The organism is Bradyrhizobium macuxiense, from assembly GCF_001542415.1.
Lineage (GTDB): Bacteria > Pseudomonadota > Alphaproteobacteria > Rhizobiales > Xanthobacteraceae > Bradyrhizobium > Bradyrhizobium macuxiense.
Window position 1 is genome coordinate 24,054 of sequence record NZ_LNCU01000072.1, and the last position, 15,986, is coordinate 40,039.

Below are 15,986 nucleotides of genomic sequence, written 5' to 3' on the forward strand. Positions count from 1 at the left end.
TCCAAGGTTCCGGCGAGGGGTGGAGTGGGCCGGGTTATAGGTAACAACCGGCCGCAGGGGAAGCCTTTAGGTGCATTCTGAACGTCTTCAACAGGTTCGTCCCGGCTGTCAGATCACTGCGGTAACCTTCGGAAAATGCTGATTAACCAAGCTTGACGGGAGGTGCACGCTACGGCTGTGCGGCCCTCCATCCACTGGCCCGTTACGGGTCGGGTCGACAATAAAACCCCGCCCCGAAGGGCGGGGGTCGCACGTAGGCGAGGGCCCGTCATGGCACCCTCGTACCGAGGCTGGGTTTAGCCCTCGAGGATGTAGACGATCTCGTGCGTCTCCGGTTGCACGATCAGGTAGCGTCCGCGCACCAGAATGAAGTCATAGCCACGCCATTGCGGATAGATCGTCACGACCCGCTCCGGGAGCGGATAGAAATGAACGCCCGTGGGGATGCGGGTACCCACCGCCACGTTGAAGTTCACGTTGGTGACCTCGCTCACGTGCTCCGACTTGATCGCAGTCGAGATCTCGGTGCGCTTCTCCGCCGGAGGAGCCGCGGTCGCCGAGGTCGCAGCGTTGCCGGTCGTGGTCTGCGAACGACCCTCGTTGGTCTGGGCGCGGTTGGTGTCTGTCGGGCTCCTGGTCTGCGCATTCTGGTTCGTCGTGGTGCCGCCCTTCTCACGGGTCTCGGCGGCATTGTTGCGTTCGCGACCTTCGCGGCTTTGGGCGTTCATGTTGCCGCTCTTGTCGCGCTCCTCAGCCTTCATGCCCTTGGACCCCTTGGTCGACTCGTTCTCCGAGTTCATGCCCTTGGGCTTCTGCATATTCTCCTGCGCGCCCTTGGTGGCTGCGCCAGGCTTCTCGGACTCCGCACCCTTCGCACTCGGGGATTGAGTGCTCGGGGATTGACCGGTCGTGGAATGTTCGGAACCCTTCATGCCGCCCGTGTCACGCTGCATCGTGCCGGATGACGCGCCACCGGATGGCGCGTTGTGCTGCATGGTCGCACCGCCGCCGGTGCCAGGTGTTTCCTTGCCGGCTCCGCCTGCGCCCTGCGCATTGGCAAAGCTGGTACCCGCGATCAGGGCCATAGCGGCCACCGAAATCAGAAAGCGGTTAGACATCATATTCCTCCTCATTTTCGGCATTGCCCGCGCCGTCAACGAGAGAAAATGTGCGATGTTCCTAATGATCCGTAGTTCCGCGCAGTCCACTTTTTGCCAGTGAATGCACGATGAACGCGGAACGATTCAGCCGCACAGCCCAGTCGAATTCCGTTGTCGCGAGATCGAGCTGGCCATTGCCGCCGCCGAAATTGAACCCGCCGAAATGTTCTTCGATCTCGTATAGGTCGCGGTGAAACCCGGAATCCGCTGATTGGGGAACATCGTGCCGCCGAGATGGTTTCGACCGGGGAATTGATCGAGGAGGCGCGCCGCGTCTTGTTCGGCGTAGGGCGCGATGGAGTCGCGAGTTCGCCCGATGGCCGTTAGTTGCGCTCAATGCCGAGGCGGTTCGGAGGCTGCACGTCTCCCAACAAAAAATCCGGCTGCGCGGCAGCCGGATTTTGCAGTCGATGGAATTGTGGTTGATGCGTCGATCAGCAGGTCGCCTTGCCGCAGCGGGCGATGCCGATCTTCTCCTTGAGATTGTTGAGCCCGACCGCGCCGACCACGACCTGCTTGCCGATCACGTAGCTCGGGGTGCCGTTCATGCCCATGGATTCGGCGAGCTTGAAATTTTCCTCGATGGTCGCCTTGACCTCCGGGCTGTTCATGTCCTTCTCGAGCCTTGCCATGTCGAGGCCGACGTCCTTGGCGACCGCCAGCGCACGCGCCTTGTCGGCGGCGCCGCGGCCGCCCAGGAGCTTTTGGTGAAACTCGAGATACTTCTTGCCGCTCGGGTCCTGCATGCGGACGGCGACCGCGACCTGCGCGGCTTCGACCGAGCCCTGGCTCAGCACCGGGAATTCCTTCAGCACGACCTTCAGCTTCGGATCCGACTTCATCAAGTCGAGCATGTCGGACATCGCGCGCTTGCAGTAGCCGCAATTATAATCGAAGAACTCGACGAAGGTGACGTCACCGTCCTTGTTACCGAGCGTGACACCGCGCGGCGAGTTGAAGATGGTGTCGGCGTTCTTGGCGACGCTCTGCTCATGCTTCTCGGCTTCGGCTGCCGTCTGGCGCTTGCTCAGCTCATTGATCGCCTCCTCGATCACCTCGGGATGCGCGACCAGGTAGTTGCGGACGATGGTCTCGATGTCGCCGCGCTGGGCGTCGGTGAAGCTCGGGGCAGACTGGGCAGACGCCGACAATGGCGCGGCGCAAACGCCGAGCGCGAGCAAGGCAGGGGCAAGAAAGCGGAGCGCTGGCATGGACGAAATCCTTGTTGGCGTGGCTCGACATACGGCAGGACCGTGAGCCGGTTTCGGGGATCGTTGTATGGAACTGCGGTTTATTTCTAGTTGTTTTTCTGGCCCGGCATGGGCTTGGCGCTCACAATGTCGTCAGCTTTGACCCAGCCGGGGGAGCCGATCGCAAACCGGGTCTTGGCGCGCGACGCTAGGTCGCGGGCGGTCTTGTTGTCGCCGCGAAGATAGGCGGCCTGCGCGGACGCAAGGTCGGCCTCTGCGTAGTCTCCCTTGCGGCCATAGGCCATGGCGAGCTGGGTGTAGCCGATCGGGGCCTCGGGCTCGCGTGCGACGGCGGCGCGCAGCATCTTGATGGCCTCGTCGGTATAGCCCTTGTTGTCGGAGGCGACGAGCGCCTGGCCGAGCAACATCTCGATCAGCGGTGCGTTGTTGGACAGTTGCACCGCCCTGCGCAGCGGCGCGATGGCTTCCGCCGGCTTGCCGCCTTCGAGCAGGGCCTGGCCGCGCAGTTCGTAGAAGTAGGGATTGTTGGGCTGCACCTGGATCAGGCCGTCGATCTGCGTGATCGCCGAGCGCAGATCGCCGTGCAGATAGGTGGTGATGGCGCGCGCATAACGCGCCGGCAGGCTGGTGTTCGTGAGCGGGTAGCGGCGGTAGACCGTGTCCTGCCGTTCCATGAAGCCCGAGATCTTGGCGCGCATCATGTCGTGGCGCATCTGCAGCGCGGGATCGTCCTTCTTGTCCCAATAGGGACTGGATTTCGCGAGCCCTTCCAGCGCCTGGACGCGGTCGAGCGGCATCGGATGCGACTGCAGGTAGGGGTCCGCGCCGCGCGAGGCGAACAGGCTCTCGTCAGTGAAGCGCTTGAACGTCTCGTACATGCCCCTGGCGGATTGCCCGGTCGCGGTCAGGAACTTGACGCCGGCGCGGTCGGCGTTCTCCTCCTGCTGGCGCTGGTAGGACAACAGCGAGCGCTGGATCATGGACTGCGGCGCTGAAAACGCGGCAGCACCCGCATTGGTGAGGCCATTGTTGGAACCACCCCGTGCGCCTGCGGCCATCGCGCCGGCACCCAGCAGCATCGCGATGATCATTTGCGTTTGCGCTCGCGCCAGCTGCTCGTGCAGCTTGGCAAGGTGGCCGCCGGCCAGGTGGCCGGTTTCGTGCGCGAGCACGCCGATGATCTGGTTCGGTGTTTCCGATTGCAGCAGCGCGCCGTAGTTCACAAAAATGCGGCGGCCGTCGGCGACGAAGGCGTTGAATGCGCTGTCGTTGATGATCACGACCTGGATGTTCTGCTTCTCCAGGCCGGCGGCGCGAAGGATCGGCCGCGTATAGTCGCGCAACAGCTGCTCGGTCTCGGTGTCGCGCAGCACGGGAGGACCCTTGGACTGCTGCGCCCGCACGGTGGCGGCGGGGCCAACCGCGAGCACGACCGCCGTCAACAATGCGGTCAGCTTGAACGTCCTGGTGCGAAGCGCGTGGCGGAACAGCATGGGCGATCTATCGGCGATGGCTGGCCACGAAAAGGCAAAGCCCGGTTGCGGCCCTGGTTGGATCAGGAGCGTGGTGCAGTCTCTTGATTTTGCAGTTTTTCTTCACGCGAACCGGTATTCACTTGGCCTGAAAACGCTATAAGGAGCCACCGAATGCGGCCAGTCTGGGGCGGTAGCCGGTGCGGGAACCTGAATTCGGCGGCAGCCGCCCAATTAGCAGAAATCCATGTCTGATGCGACACTGAGAGACCGTGTGACGACCCTTTTGACCGCGACCCGGCGAAGCGATGTTCCGCCGTTCATGGTGATGGACGTGATGGCTGCGGCTGCGCGAATCGAGGCAGCCGGCGGCCACGTGATTCACATGGAGGTCGGCCAGCCCGCCGCATCCGCGCCGAAACCGGCGATCGCGGCCGCGCAAGCCGCGCTTGCGGACGGGCGGATCGACTATACGTCCGCGCTCGGCATTCCCTCCTTGCGCGAGCGCATCGCCCGCCACTACCGCGATTCCTATGGCTGTTCGGTGGATGCCGAGCGCATCATCGTCACGACGGGCTCGTCGGGTGGATTCATCCTGGCGTTTCTTTCGATGTTCGAGCCGGGCGACCGGGTGGCGGTCACGGTGCCGGGATATCCGCCGTACCGGCACATCCTGACGGCGCTCGGCTGCGAACCGGTGCTGATAGAAACCACCGGCGACACAAGGCACGCGCTGACCGGCGAGGCGCTGCTCGCGGCCCATCGCAAGACACCGCTGAAGGGCGTGCTGGTCGGCAGCCCGGCCAACCCGACGGGCACGATGATGTCGCGCGAGGCGCTGGCGAGCCTGATGGCCGCCGCCGAGAGCGCAGGCATACGCTTCATCTCCGACGAGATCTATCACGGGCTCGACTATGCGTTTCCCGCCGTGACCGCGGCCGAGCTGTCGCCGAGCGCGCTCGTCATCAACTCGTTCTCGAAATACTTCTGCATGACCGGCTGGCGCGTCGGCTGGATGGTGGTGCCCGAGGTGCTGGTGCGGCCGATCGAACGGCTGCAGCAGAACCTCTCGATCTCGGTGCCGACATTGTCGCAGATCGCGGCCGAGGCGGCGTTCGAGGGGCGTGACGAGATGGAAGCGATCAAGCGCGGCTATCAGGAGAACCGCCGCATCCTGATCGAGGGCTTGCCGAAGGCGGGCCTCACGAAATTCCTGCCGGCGGACGGCGCGTTCTATCTCTATGCCGACGTCTCCGACTTCACCTCCGACAGCTTCGCCTTCGCAAACGAGATGCTCGAGAAGGCGCATGTCGCGGCGACCCCGGGCGTTGATTTCGATCCGATCCACGGCCGCGCCTTCATCCGCTTCTCCTATGCGCGTTCGGCGGCGGAGATGCAGGAAGCGGTTGCGCGGATCGCGCGCTGGCTGAAATAGCCCGCGCGCGTCACGAGGGCATCCCCGGTTTCCGACGTCAGAACCGATCGGGCCGATACGGCGAGGCGTCCACGATCGGTGTCTCGCCGTTCATCATTGCGGCGAGCAGTCTTGCGGTGGCCGGGCCGAGCGTGAGGCCTTGATGGCCGTGGCCGAAATTGGTCCACAGCCCGCGATGGCGTGGCGCTGGCCCGAGCACAGGCAGCATATCGGGGGTACAGGGGCGAGTGCCGTACCAGGGCTCGGGTTCGACTCGGCTGCCGATGTCGAGCAGGTCTCGCGCGGCGGCTTCTGCGTGGCCGAGCTGGATCGGCGTGGCCGGAGCGTCGGGGCCGGTCAGCTCCGCGCCGGTGGTGATGCGGACGCCCTTGGCCATCGGCGCCATCGCGTAACCCATCGCGATATCGACCAGCGGCAGATCGAGCGAATGACCGCCACGATAATGCATGTGGTAGCCGCGCTTGCGCACCAGCGGGATCCGGTAACCGAATCGGCGCAGCAATTGCGGAGACCAGGGCCCGAGCGCAACCACCGCGTTGGCCGCATCGATACGGCCGTCAGCCGTGTCGACCGACCAGCCGGTTGAAGTTTCCGCCAGCGTCTGCGCATCGCCGTGAACAATTCTGCCGCCGAGGCGCTCGAACAATGAAGCGTAGGCCGAGACGAGACCACCCGGATCGGACACGGTCCACGGATCGAGCCAGTGAATGGCGCCGGGCAGGTCGTCGCGCAGGAGAGGCTCGGCCTTGGCGAGCTCGCTACCGCTCAGGACCCGGAACTTCACGCCGAAGTCGCGCTGGTTCTCTTCCGCGGTCGCAATCGCTTGCTCCAGCGCCGCGGGATCGCGATGAAGCAGGCGATAGCCGGCGCGGCGGATCAGATTGTCGGCATGAGCTTCGCGGATCAACGTATCGTGTTCGGTGGTGGCGTGCGCGATCAGGCGCGCCCACGCGAGTGTGGCTTTGCGGTGTCGCTCGGGCGTCGAGTGCCACCAATAGCGCAGCAGCGGACCGGCATGCTGTGGCAATGACGCAAGCCGATAGCGCACGTCGTTGGCGCGACCGGTCGCGATCCTTGCGAGCGTGGCGAGGTCGCGTGGCATCGGATAGGGGCGGACCGCCTCGCTCTGGATGATGCCGGTGTTGCCATAGCTGGTCTCTTGGCCGGGCTCCTTGCGATCGACCAGCGTAACCGACCAGCCGCGGCGTTGCAGGTGCAGCGCCGCGCTGACGCCTACCATGCCGCCGCCGAGAATGATCGCACTTTGCATTGAGACCTGCTTCTCCGTCAGGTGGGCTTGCGCCGGTCCTATCAGACAAAAACGCCCGGGGTGGGACCGGGCGTTTTCGTTTTGCGAAGGGTGCTAGTTGCCGCCGCCGAAGCGCCGCGACCACCAGCCCTTGCGGGCCGGACCTTCGGTAGCGGCCGCCGGTGCGGGCTCTGCCGTGGCCGCAGGAGCCGGCTCCACCGCAGGAGCCGCGACGGCAGCCGGATCTGGCTCCGCCTGGCCCTCGACCAGTGCGGGTTCAGGCGTCTCGGGCTGTGGGCTCGAGAGGAAGCTGACCTTCTCGCGCACGGTCGAGCGGCGCCTCACGGCACGGTCGGTTTCGCCCGACACGTCCTCGGACACCGCTGCCTCGGGCGCTGCAACTGCCTCGGCCGGAGCCGATGCAACTGGTTGCGATTCCTCTTCTGCTGCAGGCTGTGCGACTGGCTCGGGCTGCGCCAGCGACGGGGCCAGCTCCGAATGACCATCGAAATCGGCGACCGCATCGGTGACTTCCGGCACCGACGCCGGGCTCAGCTCATCGGAGATCGATCCCGCGAGACCTTCATCAGCTCCGCCGGTGCCGCGCCGACGGCGACCGCCGCGGCGTCCGCGACGGCGCGGGCGACGTTCGCCACCATCGCGCTGATCGTTGCGGGCAAAGCCCTGCTGCTCGTCGCCGTCGTCCTCGTCGCCTTCGGACTCCTCGGTCATCACCGCATCGGTGCCCTCGGGCATCACATGCATGAGGTCACCGTCCTCGCGCGGCTGGCCGCTCTCGCGCGCCTCGCCGGCACTTGCGCGGCCGCGACGACGGCGCCGGCGCCGGCGGCGCTGACCCTCGCCATCGCCTTCGGCGCTCGCGTCCTCTCCGGCGGCCTGGTCGTCGGTCAGGCCTTCGGTTTCCTCGGTTTCGACCTCGGCCTCGTACTCGAACAGTTCCGCGTCGTCATCGGCTTCGTCGGCCTGCGCCGGCGCCGCGGCGGCCTGGGACACCAGAAGCGCCTTGGCCGCTTCGAGCGTATGCACCTGCTCGCCGCGATCGATGATGTAGGACTGCTGGCCGCTCACGGTGGCGTCGGCGACGATCGACAGCGCCACCTTGAAGGCGTCTTCGAGATCGCGCAGATGGCCGCGCTTGTGGTTGAGGACGTAGAGTGCGACGTCGGTGCGGGTACGTACCACCAGATTGTGGGTCGCGCCCTTCATAAGGATCTCCTCGATGCCGCGCAGCAGCTGCAGCGCGACCGACGAGACCGAGCGGACGTGACCGCTACCGCCGCATTGCGGGCAGGGCTCGGTCGAGCTCTCCAGCACGCTGGCGCGGATGCGTTGGCGCGACATTTCCAGCAGGCCGAAATGCGAGATGCGGCCGACCTGGATCCGCGCGCGATCCTGGCGCAGGCAGTCGGACAGCTTGCGCTCGACCGCGCGGTTGTTGCGCTTCTCGTCCATGTCGATGAAGTCGATGACGATCAGGCCGGCGAGGTCGCGCAAGCGCAACTGGCGGGCGACTTCCTCAGCCGCCTCCAGATTGGTCTTGAGCGCAGTATCCTCGATGTGGTGCTCGCGCGTCGCCCGGCCCGAGTTGACGTCGATCGAAACCAGCGCCTCGGTCTGGTTGATCACGATGTAGCCGCCGGAGCGCAACTGCACGGTCGGCGAGAACATCGCGTCGAGCTGGCTTTCGACTCCCATGCGCGAGAACAGCGGCTGGCCGTCACGATACAGCTTCACCGCACGCACATTCGCGGGCATCAGCATCTTCATGAAGTCGCGCGCTTCGCGGTAGCCGGCTTCGCCCGCCACCTGGATCTCGTCGATCTCCTTGTTGTAGAGGTCGCGCAGCGAGCGCTTGATCAGCGAACCTTCTTCATAGACGAGGGTCGGGGCCTGCGATCGCAGCGTCAGGTCGCGCACGGTCTCCCACATGCGGATCAGATACTCGAAGTCGCGCTTGATCTCGGGCTTGCTGCGCGAGGCGCCTGCGGTGCGCAGGATGATGCCCATGCCCTCGGGCACGTCGAGATCCTGAACCACTTCCTTCAGGCGCGAGCGGTCCTGGGCCGAGGTGATCTTGCGGCTGATGCCGCCGCCGCGCGCGGTGTTGGGCATCAGCACGGCGTAGCGGCCAGCGAGCGAGAGATAGGTGGTGAGGGCGGCGCCCTTGTTGCCGCGCTCTTCCTTGACGACCTGCACCAGCATCACCTGGCGGCGCTTGATGACTTCCTGGATCTTGTACTGGCGGCGCGGGCGGAACGGGCGCTCCGGAACTTCCTCGAGCACGTCGTCGCCGCCGACGGATTCGACGACATCTTCTTCCTCGCTGTCTTCGCCGTCGTCCTCTTCCTCATCGTCGCCGGCATCTTCGCCGTTCTGGCCCTCACGGGACACAGCCGCATCCTCCGATGCAGCGTGCTCGGGGGTGGCGTGGTCGGGAATCGCGTGCTCGTCGGCCGTCGCCTGAACCTCGGCGGTGGCTCCTTGCGGCGCGTCGTCGGCGTGCGCGGCATTTTCCTCGACCTGTTCCTCATGGGTCCGTTCGGGCTCATGATTGAAGTCGGCGACCTCGACTTGTTCCGGCGCCGCTGCCGCAGCGGACGCCTCGACCACCGCCGCGACGGGGTCGGGCGGTGTGTCGGCATCGGGCGCCACGCTCACGGCGTGCGCGTGGTCGTCCTCATGATGATGCTCATGATCATGATGGTCGTGATCATGATCATGATGATGTTCGTGATCGTCATGATGCTCGTGAGCATCGTGTTCGTGGCCATCGTGATGCTCGTGATCATGAGCATGATCGTGATCATGGGCATGGTCGTGCGCCGCGTGCTCATGACCTTCTTGGGCGACTACGTTATGATCGTGGTGCTCGGCATCGGCGGGTTGGTCGTGACCGTCCTGGGCTTGCCGCGCCTGCGGGTCGCGCGCGCCCTCGATGACCTCGCTCTGCACGCGGTCGCCGTGACCGCGGCGGCGGGCATTGCGGTGGCGCGAACGGCGGCGGTGGCCGCGGTTCTCGTGTTCTTCCTCGGCCTCGCGATGGGCGCGCTCATCGGCTTCGATCAGCGCCTGACGGTCGGCAACCGGGATCTGGTAGTAGTCGGGATGGATTTCGCTGAAGGCGAGGAAGCCGTGACGGTTACCGCCATATTCAATGAAGGCGGCCTGCAACGACGGCTCTACGCGCGTGACCTTGGCGAGATAGATATTGCCGCGCAGTTGCTTGCGCTGGGCAGTCTCGAAATCAAATTCTTCGACGCGATTGCCACGGACCACAACGACCCGGGTCTCTTCCGGGTGGGTGGCATCGATCAACATCTTGTTGGGCATTTGGGAGCTCTTGACGGCGGCGGGCGCGGTGCATGGCGCGCGCAAATTGCGCGGCCGGGTGACGCGACGGTCCACCTGATTCGGGGGTGAGGGGAAGGCCAAAACGCGGCTCGAGGCGCCGAGCCGCGCGGGAACTCGCCGGAACGATGCGACGGGCGAAGCTTTCGCCTCGCGTCAGCGCGATCGTCTCGGGGGTCCTGGTCGGCAATAGAGTCTGGCGCATTAAGCGTCGGCCTGTCTAAACATGTTGGCGGCGAGAGATACCGCCGTATCTTTTGCTGAAAGCCCGGCGCGGCGCCGAAGCGCCTGCCGGCCATCGCATATCGAGGCCCCAAGGGACCGGATAATCAGTTATGTCGTGTCTCAAACCGTCCCTCTGGCGAGAGAGTGTGCCTGGGACCGGACGCCGCTCGGGCTCAAATCCGTCACTCCTTGTCAGCCGCGCGCGGCGCTGGCTGAGGAGGGGCCGGAAAAACACGGCGGGATCTTCGGTATCGAAGGTTCCACCGCTGCACCGGGAGGCTGAACGCGACACAACCGGGAGTACTAGCCGTCAGCATCCCGTACATACGTGGATTGACCGCCGCGTGCAAGGGAAGCGTCGCGGCCGGGCAACACTCAATCCTTTTCACCCGGGCGTCATTAGGGTGCGATTAACCGTGTGGTTCTAATGCGGTAAGAGACTGATTGGAGGCGCCGAGTCGAGTGGCAAACCGCGCAAATCACCGTATTTTGCTGGGGTGCGGGCTGTTGTGCGCCGCAGCATTGGTGTTTGCCGAAACGGGTCGTCCAAGCGCGGCGGAAGAGCCGCCAAGCGGCCAATCGGCCCCGGCCCCAGCCACTTCCAACCTTCCGGTCGCGTCCGGTGCGCGGCTCGCTGGCGACGGCAAGCAGACCCGCTTCATCCTCGATCTCGACCGCAAGATCGAGTTCCGCGCGTTCCCGCTGGCCGACCCCTACCGGGTCGTGGTCGATATACCGCAGGTCAACTTCCAGCTCGCCGCCGGTACCGGCGCGACGGGACGGGGACTGGTGAAGGCATTCCGCTACGGCCTTGTTCTGCCGGGAGGCTCCAGGATCGTCTTCGATCTGACGGGACCGGCGAAGATCGCCAATTCCTATCTGCTCGACGCCGCCAATGGCCAGCCGCCGCGGCTGGTGCTGGATCTGGAAGAGGTCGACCGCACCAGCTTCGAGCAATCGCTCACGCCGGTAAACCGGTCCGAACTCAAGCCGACGATCGCCGACGCGAATGCCGCGGTTGCCGCCCCCGAAACCACGACCGCGGCGCTGCCGCCTGCTGCCGCGTCCGATACCCGTCCGTTGATCGTGATCGATCCCGGTCACGGCGGCATCGACAACGGCACCGCGTCCGGCGAGCAGACAGAAAAGACCATCGTGCTCGCATTCGGTCTCGCGCTGCGCGACCGGATCGAGAAGTCCGGCAAGTACCGCGTGGTCATGACCCGGACCGACGACACGTTTATCCCGCTCAACGACCGGGTGAAGGTCGCGCGCGCCCAAGGGGCGGCCCTGTTCGTGTCGATTCACGCCGACGCCCTGCCGCGCCGCGAAGGCGACGCCCAGGGTGCGACGATCTACACGCTGTCCGACAAGGCCTCCGACGCCGAGGCGGAGCGGTTGGCTGACGCGGAAAACAAGGCCGATGCCATTGGCGGGGTGAACCTGACCGACGAGCCGACCGAGGTCGCCGATATCCTGATCGACCTCGCACAGCGGGAAACCAGGACCTTCTCCAACCGCTTCGCGCATCTCCTGATGAACGAGATGAAGACCTCGGTCAGGATGCACAAGAACCCCCTGAAATCGGCGGGTTTCCGGGTGCTCAAGGCGCCCGACGTCCCGTCCGTGCTGGTCGAACTTGGCTATGTCTCCAACAAGGGAGACCTCGAGCACCTGGTCTCCGAGAGTTGGCGCAACAAGACCGTGGGCTCGATGGTCGAGGCGATCGATGCGTTTTTCGCCAAGCGCATGGCAACCGCCGGACCGGCCAAGTGAATCCGGTTGGCTAAAAGGGCTGGGCCTGTGGACGGGAGCCCTAGTTTGGCCACAGCGGCAACGGTATAGACAATGGACCGCGGGGCCTTTGGAATCAGCCATATTTTGTCTGATGGCTCGTGTATATCTGGGCGTGCGCAACCGCAGCCCGCTGGGTCCCTGGCTTCGCGTGAGAGGCTTTCGTGCTTTGGACGGGCGCTCTTGTTGTGATTGAGCGCCGAAGGGGTGGAACGGAACTTCGATAATGCGCCTGCTCGTACGGTTCTTGGGTTTCTTGTTCGCCGCCGGAACCGTGGTGTTCCTGGTTGGCGTCGCCGGCGTCGCGGGCGCGATCTGGCATTTCTCCAAGGACCTGCCGGACTATTCGCAGCTGCAGGACTACGAGCCGCCGGTGATGACGCGCGTGCACGCGACCGACGGTGCGCTGCTCGGCGAATATTCCAAGGAGCGCCGGCTCTATCTGCCAATTCAGGCGGTGCCGAAGCTGGTGATCAACGCGTTCCTCGCCGCCGAGGACAAGAACTTCTACGAGCACGGCGGCATCGACTATCAGGGCATGATCCGGGCCGCGATCCTCTACGCACAGAACTACGGCTCCAACCGCCGTCCGCAGGGCGCCTCGACGATCACCCAGCAGGTCGCGAAGAACTTCCTGTTGACCAACGAGGTCTCGTTCTCGCGCAAGATCAAGGAAGCCTTGCTCGCGATGCGCATCGAGCGCGCCTATTCCAAGGACCGCATCCTCGAGCTCTATCTCAACGAGATCTATCTCGGTCTCGGCGCCTACGGCATCGCCGCCGCCTCCCTGGTTTACTTCGACAAGTCGGTCAATGAGCTGACGGTGGCGGAAGCCGCCTATCTGGCTGCGCTGCCCAAGGCGCCGGCGGCGCTTCATCCGGTGCGCAACCACGCGCGTGCCGTCGAGCGGCGCAATTACGTGATCGACCGCCTGCAGGAGAACGGCTGGATCAGCGCGGCCGATGCCGACAAGGCGCGCAAGGATCCGCTCGTCGTCACCAACCGTTCGAACGGCGCGCATGTCTTCGCCGGCGAATATTTCGCGGAGGAAGTCCGGCGCGACATCTTCGAGCGCTACGGCGAAAAGAAGCTCTATGAAGGAGGCCTGTCAGTTCGCACCACGCTGGACCCGAAGGTTCAGGTGATGGCGCGCAAGACCATGGCCGCCGGCATCGTCAATTATGATGAGGCTCAGGGCTGGCGCGGGCCGGTGCAGAGGCTCGACGTTTCCGGCGACTGGGGCGTCAAGCTTGCCGACGTCAAGTCGCTCTCCGACATCTCGCCGTGGCGAATGGCGGTGGTGCTGGAGACGAGCGACCAATCGGCGCGGATCGGCTTCCAGCCCGGCCGCGAGCTTGGCGGTGCAGTCGGCAAGGAGCGGCAGACCGGCATCATCACGATGGATGGGGTGCGCTGGGCGAAGAGCAAGGGCAAGGCGCCGACGGCGGTTTCGCAGGTGCTGCACCAGGGCGACGTGATCTACGCCGACCCGTTGGTGACCAAGGAGGGCAGCGCGGTCGACGGCCAATATCGCCTGCGGCAGTTGCCCGAGGTCTCCGGCGCCATGGTGGTGATGGATCCCCTGACCGGCCGCGTGCTCGCGATGGTCGGCGGCTTCTCCTTCGACCAGAGCCAGTTCAACCGCGCCACCCAAGCCTATCGGCAGCCCGGCTCCTCGTTCAAGCCGATCGTCTACTCCTCCGCGCTGGACAACGGCTACACACCGTCGACGACCGTGATCGACGCGCCGATCGAGATCGATCAGGGGCAGGGGGCCGGCGTGTGGCGTCCGGAGAACTACTCGACCGGGAAGTATTACGGTCCGACCACGCTGCGCAACGCGCTGCAGCGCTCGCTCAACACTGTGACGGTGCGCCTGGCACAGGACATCGGCATGCCGCTGGTCGGTGAGTACGCGAAGCGCTTCGGCGTCTATGACGAATTGCCGAACTATCTTTCCTACGCGCTTGGCGCCGGCGAGACGACGGTCATGCGCATGGTCACGGCTTATTCGATGTTCGCCAATGGCGGCCGCCGCGTGAAGCCGACGCTGATCGATCGCATCCAGGATCGCTACGGCCATACCATCTTCAAGCACGACCAGCGCGAATGCCGCGGCTGCGATGCGCCGGAGGGATGGAAGAACCAGCCCGAGCCGCAGCTCATCGATCGTCGCGAGCAGGTGCTCGACGCCATGACCGCCTACCAGATCACCGAGATGATGGAAGGCGTGGTCCAGCGCGGTACCGCCACCGTCGTGCGCGAGGTCGGCAAGCCGATCGCCGGCAAGACCGGCACCACCAACGACGAGAAGGACGTATGGTTCGTCGGCTTCTCGCCGGACCTCGCGGTCGGCGTCTACATGGGCTACGACAAGCCGCGCAATCTCGGCCGAACCGCCACCGGCGGCCACCTCGCTGCGCCGATCGCGCGCGACTTCCTCAAGCTCGCGCTCGCCGACAAGCCGCCGACCCCGTTCAAGGTGCCGGCCGGTATCAAGCTGATCCGCGTCGACGCCAAGACCGGTATGCGTGCCGGCCCGGGCGACAGCGGTAACACCATCCTGGAAGCCTTCAAGCCGGGCACCGCCCCGCCGGACAACTACTCGGTGATCGGCGTCGCCGATGCCGACGGCCGCGCTCCGCCGCCGCCAGGCCCTCAGCCGTCGCAGGGGCAGCAGCCTGATGGCGGCTTCTTCGGGCGTCCGGGAACCGGCGGGCTGTACTGACGCATGATCCGGAAAAGTGTGAAGCGGTTTTCCGAAAAGATCATGCTTAAACAAGGCGCTAAAGCGCGATGACGATTCAACCTGATCTCATCGCGCTTTAGCAGACCTGCGTTCCAAATCGGCGGGATAGCGCGGCCAAGCCGATTGCGCTTTGCTGCGCCGGTCGCTACATCCCTCGCAAGCTTTTTTCCCCAACTCCTGAAAGATCATGCGCGCGGAAATCGAACGCCTTGTTGAAGAGATCAAGCAGTCAGTCGGGCTGCTGAGGAGGCATCTTTGACGTCGAAACTTCGACGGCACGCCTCGCTGAGCTGAACAAGCTCGCAGAAGATCCCAATCTCTGGAACGATCCCCAGAAGGCCCAGAAGCTGATGCAGGAGCGCACCTCATTGGAGGACGCCCTCTCGGGCATCGGCAAGGTCGAGCGTGAGCTCGAGGACCAGGTCGGCATGATCGAGCTCGGCGAAGCCGAGAACGACGAGTCCGTGGTCACTGAGGCCGAGAAGGCGCTGAAGGATCTGAAGAAGGAAGTCGCCCGGCGCGAGCTCGAAGCGCTGTTGTCGGGCGAAGCCGACAAATTCGATTCCTATCTCGAGGTCCATGCCGGCGCCGGCGGCACCGAGAGCCAGGACTGGGCCCAGATGCTGCTGCGCATGTACACGCGCTGGGCGGAGAACCACGGCTTCAAGATCGAGTATCTCGAAGAGTCCCAGGGTGAAGAAGCCGGCATCAAGTCCGCCACCATCCAGATCAGCGGTCACAATGCCTATGGCTGGCTGAAGACGGAGGCCGGCGTGCATCGCCTGGTGCGCATCTCGCCGTTCGATTCCAATGCGCGGCGGCATACGTCGTTCTCGTCGGTGCAGATCTTCCCGGTCATCGACGACAGCATCAAGATCGAGATCAAGGAGTCCGACGTCCGCACCGACACGATGCGGTCCGGCGGCGCCGGCGGTCAGCACGTCAACAAGACGGAATCGGCGGTGCGTCTGACGCACATTCCGACCGGCATCGCAGTGGTCTGTCAGGCCGGCCGCTCCCAGCACAAGAACCGGGCGCAGGCCTGGGACATGCTGCGCGCGCGGCTCTATGAGATCGAGCTGAAGAAGCGCGAGGAGCAAGCCGCGGCCGACCAGGCCGCCAGGACCGATATCGGCTGGGGCCATCAGATTCGCTCGTATGTGCTGCAGCCCTATCAGATGGTGAAGGACCTGCGCACGGGCGTGCAGACCTCCGATACTTCCGGCGTGCTCGATGGCGATCTCGACGAGTTCATGGCCGCAACGCTGGCACAGCGTGCCTTCGGCACCGGGCCCGGCGCGGTCGAGGATGTGGACTGACCC

Annotated in this window: 10 protein-coding genes; 5 read left to right on the forward strand and 5 right to left on the reverse strand. The window is 64.9% G+C overall.

Going from position 1 to position 15,986, the window contains the following annotated elements:
- Window positions 1-296 precede the first annotated feature (296 nt).
- The 3 genes from AS156_RS20335 to AS156_RS20345 form a co-directional block, all read right to left on the reverse strand.
- Window positions 297-1,118, reverse strand: a complete 822-nt coding sequence (locus tag AS156_RS20335; protein ID WP_066508320.1) for a DUF1236 domain-containing protein — start codon at window positions 1,116-1,118, stop codon at window positions 297-299.
- 476 nt (window positions 1,119-1,594) lie between these two features.
- A complete protein-coding gene (locus tag AS156_RS20340) occupies window positions 1,595-2,371 on the reverse strand; it encodes a DsbA family protein (RefSeq protein WP_066507985.1) in 777 nt (258 codons plus the stop codon).
- An 86-nt stretch (window positions 2,372-2,457) separates the two neighbouring features.
- The gene (locus AS156_RS20345) at window positions 2,458-3,864 is read right to left on the reverse strand and encodes a M48 family metalloprotease (protein ID WP_066507987.1); all 1,407 of its coding nucleotides are present in this window, start codon (window positions 3,862-3,864) and stop codon (window positions 2,458-2,460) included.
- A 226-nt stretch (window positions 3,865-4,090) separates the two neighbouring features.
- On the opposite strand from AS156_RS20345, the gene AS156_RS20350 reads away from it, so the two are divergent.
- Entirely contained in the window at window positions 4,091-5,278 is a 1,188-nt protein-coding gene (locus AS156_RS20350; RefSeq protein WP_066507989.1) for a pyridoxal phosphate-dependent aminotransferase, read from the forward strand.
- A gap of 37 nt (window positions 5,279-5,315) precedes the next feature.
- Here AS156_RS20350 and AS156_RS20355 read toward each other — a convergent pair whose 3' ends face one another.
- A complete protein-coding gene (locus tag AS156_RS20355) occupies window positions 5,316-6,548 on the reverse strand; it encodes an NAD(P)/FAD-dependent oxidoreductase (protein ID WP_066507990.1) in 1,233 nt (410 codons plus the stop codon).
- 93 nt (window positions 6,549-6,641) lie between these two features.
- Entirely contained in the window at window positions 6,642-9,206 is a 2,565-nt protein-coding gene (locus AS156_RS20360; RefSeq protein WP_283807934.1) for an Rne/Rng family ribonuclease, read from the reverse strand.
- 33 nt (window positions 9,207-9,239) lie between these two features.
- On the opposite strand from AS156_RS20360, the gene AS156_RS45650 reads away from it, so the two are divergent.
- From AS156_RS45650 to prfB, 4 genes are all read left to right on the forward strand, one after another.
- Window positions 9,240-9,968 carry a hypothetical protein gene (locus AS156_RS45650; protein ID WP_283807935.1) on the forward strand — a complete coding sequence of 243 codons (729 nt, stop codon included), beginning with the start codon at window positions 9,240-9,242 and terminating at the stop codon, window positions 9,966-9,968.
- 615 nt (window positions 9,969-10,583) lie between these two features.
- Window positions 10,584-11,897, forward strand: a complete 1,314-nt coding sequence (locus AS156_RS20365) for an N-acetylmuramoyl-L-alanine amidase (protein ID WP_066507992.1) — start codon at window positions 10,584-10,586, stop codon at window positions 11,895-11,897.
- Window positions 11,898-12,141: 244 nt separating this feature from the next.
- Complete coding sequence (locus AS156_RS20370) at window positions 12,142-14,643, forward strand: penicillin-binding protein 1A (protein ID WP_066507993.1); 2,502 nt, start codon at window positions 12,142-12,144, stop codon at window positions 14,641-14,643.
- A 208-nt stretch (window positions 14,644-14,851) separates the two neighbouring features.
- Window positions 14,852-15,983 (forward strand): peptide chain release factor 2 gene (gene prfB / locus AS156_RS20375; protein ID WP_136626339.1). Its coding sequence is split into 2 segments (ribosomal slippage): window positions 14,852-14,920 and window positions 14,922-15,983, totalling 1,131 coding nucleotides; the frame shifts between segments, so codons are not numbered across the junction.
- Window positions 15,984-15,986: the final 3 nt, after the last annotated feature.

Bases quoted from the DNA above. Each gene is read 5' to 3' on its own strand.
- AS156_RS45650 (WP_283807935.1), top strand. From the start codon at position 9,240: ATGATCATGATGGTCGTGATCATGATCATGATGATGTTCGTGATCGTC.
- AS156_RS20350 (WP_066507989.1), top strand. From the start codon at position 4,091: ATGTCTGATGCGACACTGAGAGACCGTGTGACGACCCTTTTGACCGCG.
- AS156_RS20355 (WP_066507990.1), bottom strand. From the start codon at position 6,548: ATGCAAAGTGCGATCATTCTCGGCGGCGGCATGGTAGGCGTCAGCGCG.
- AS156_RS20345 (WP_066507987.1), bottom strand. From the start codon at position 3,864: ATGCTGTTCCGCCACGCGCTTCGCACCAGGACGTTCAAGCTGACCGCA.
- AS156_RS20335 (WP_066508320.1), bottom strand. From the start codon at position 1,118: ATGTCTAACCGCTTTCTGATTTCGGTGGCCGCTATGGCCCTGATCGCG.
- AS156_RS20340 (WP_066507985.1), bottom strand. From the start codon at position 2,371: ATGCCAGCGCTCCGCTTTCTTGCCCCTGCCTTGCTCGCGCTCGGCGTT.
- AS156_RS20370 (WP_066507993.1), top strand. From the start codon at position 12,142: ATGCGCCTGCTCGTACGGTTCTTGGGTTTCTTGTTCGCCGCCGGAACC.